General features: G+C 29.8%; 3 protein-coding genes. All 3 read right to left on the bottom strand.

What is annotated here, in order from left to right; all coding sequences use genetic code 11:
• On the bottom strand, window positions 1-1103 hold a 1103-nt coding region (locus tag ACIQZC_RS10675; protein WP_396139205.1), incomplete at its 3' end, for a hypothetical protein.
• Between the two features lie 44 nt (window positions 1104-1147).
• Window positions 1148-1828: a hypothetical protein gene (locus ACIQZC_RS10670; protein WP_396139204.1), complete on the bottom strand. Its 681-nt coding sequence runs from the start codon at window positions 1826-1828 to the stop codon at window positions 1148-1150.
• Window positions 1806-2384, bottom strand: a complete 579-nt coding sequence (locus tag ACIQZC_RS10665) for an RNA polymerase sigma factor (protein WP_396139203.1) — start codon at window positions 2382-2384, stop codon at window positions 1806-1808. The genes ACIQZC_RS10670 and ACIQZC_RS10665 overlap by 23 nt, the downstream gene beginning before the upstream one ends.
• Window positions 2385-2548 lie beyond the last annotated feature (164 nt).

Genomic DNA, 2548 nt, shown 5'->3' with positions numbered 1-2548 from the left:
AAGTCATATTTAACATATAGACTTGTAGCCTTATAACCTACATAAGCACTTAAACCATAATTAAAATCTGAAACATTGAAATCGCCTTTTTGTTTTTCTTTTACTTTGATGTCGTCTGCTTCATATTTTAAAATTTGCTTTGACTTAATGCGAACACCTGCATAACCTCCAATTCCTAAACGAACTGATTCATGAGTTCTGAAATATGTTTTGGTGCCGTCTTTTGACATTTTCTTTGGTGTGAAATCAAATTCTAAATGGAATGGTGCTGTTAAATAGACATTTCTAAAACGTGATTCGTCTAAATTGACACTTGAGGTAACTAAATCAGTTTGATTCCCATTTTTTACAAAATAGCGATTATCTGTTGGACGAAGATTATTATACATCAAGGTTAACCCATATTTTGCATGAAGCAAATTATTGTTTTTTAAAATCCTTGAATTATAAGTAACGCCCCATTCATAAAAATGCGAACCCCAAACTCTGTAATCAGAATCTTCTAAATTTTCTCCCTTAGTAATAAGATTATTTAAACCAAAAGCAAAAACAAATTGTGATGTAGTTCTTCTGGATTTTTTTTCATCTTTATCATTATCTGATTTATAAATTTTCATTCCAGGAAAATCATAATAGGTAGTAGTATTATTTTTGAAATAAGAATAGACTTTCTTGCCATTTATTGTGTCTATCTTGAAGGTTATTTCTTTGCTATCTGTTTCTACTTTATTTTGAATTAAACTATCCAACTTAATTTTTTGAAATTCCATATTTTTTTCCATTTTACCTGCCGAAATTTCTGCTTCTACTAACTTTAAGTTTTTCAATTCATCTGATGTAATCTTATTTTGCGAAAATAAATTATCTAATGAATCGATCTTCATCTTTAACTCATTTTTCTCTCTAGCTAAAGTAAACTCCATAGCTGTTGAAATCTGCTCAACTTTTTTTTCAAAGGTCAAAGACTTGTTTTTGATCGCCTCTTTTCTTTCTTTTATTTTCTCTTTTCTTTGCTCAATTTTCTCTTTTCTATCTTCTTGAGCATTGACTTTACTGAGTAAACTAAACACAATAACAATGGTGTATAAAATAATTTTTTGCATAACTGTTCGATTTTTGATTGTTGATTTATATGATGATTTTTGATTTATTCGTAATTTCTGTTGGCTAATGCTGATTTGGCATCTTGAAATTTTCGGCTTAATTTATCTAAAGTTGTTTCTTTGTAATTTTCGTCTAACTCTTTTTCAACAGTTGACAATAAACTAGCCGCATCTATTTTAATTTTAGAATTAGTCTTGTTTTTTTTAATTAAAGGAATTTCTTTTTGATTGACTGAAACTTCAACTAACAATTTTTCGGGTGTTGGGAGTTGGATGTTGGGAATTGGGAGTTGGGAGTTGGGAGCAATTTTTTCATCTGCTACATTTTCTCCTTTTACCAATTCCTTGCTTCCTTCTGATTTATTATTACTTAATGCTTTTAAATAATTCACTTCATTTTGAACTAAAATCGGTGTTGTTTTTTCTGTCGGAATTATACCTGTTTTATTGGATTTAATTGAATCAATATCTTCATCAACTGAGGTTAGAACAGGTGTTGAAAGATTAATTTTTGCCTCTTCATTTTGATTGAAGATAAAAAATCCCAATCCGAAAAAAAGTACTAAAGAAGCAGCTACAAAAAACCACCCATAGCTTTTTTTTGATTTTTTATTTTCAGAAACCGTTAGCATCGCATCTAATCGATCCCACGCTTGTGCAGAGGGTTGAATTTCTCGAGTATTCAACTTTGATTTGATTTGATTATCTATTTGATGTTGTGCCATTGAGCTTGTTTTTTAAAACTATAATTTGTTGTTGTAATAACTTTCTTGCATGAGATAATTGCGATTTTGATGTGCCTTCACTTATGTTAAGCATTTCTGCTATTTCTTGATGTTTATAGCCTTCAATAGCATATAAATTAAACACCATTTTATAACCGTTGGGTAAATTGTCAATCATGTTTTGAATGTCGTCTACTGAAAAATCTTCCATTTCATATACCGATTCATTTTCGCTTATTCTTACATCTTCTATATCTTGGTGATTGAAATTGTTTTTTTTCACCCGAAGATAATCGATACATTCATAAATCATAATGCGTCGAATCCATCCCTCAAAACTGCCTTTATGCTCAAACTTATTTAAATGAGTAAAAACCTTCATAAATCCAGTAATCATAACATCCTCGGCATGATGAAGGTCATTAATGTATTGCCTGCACACACTTAACATCTTTGAAGAAAATTTGGCATAAATCCGCTGCTGAGCTTGTCGATTATGATCAACAGCCAATGTAATAAGCTTTTTATCTTCTTGGTGTAAGGGAATTACCTTCATATTCAAGTTTAATGTCAACTGTAAAATCAAATAACTGAATTTAATTTTACAGTTGCGCTTTTATTGAATTATTACTTCTATTTATATAGACGAGAACGAAGTAAAAAAGGTTGCATGAAAAGAAATTAATTGGAGTTTCTTCTCTTAATATAACTTTTTGGTGA

It is taken from the genome of Flavobacterium sp. (genome assembly GCF_044338735.1).
Taxonomy (GTDB): Bacteria; Bacteroidota; Bacteroidia; order Flavobacteriales; family Flavobacteriaceae; genus Flavobacterium.
This window is presented reverse-complemented; position numbering and strand designations above follow the sequence as displayed.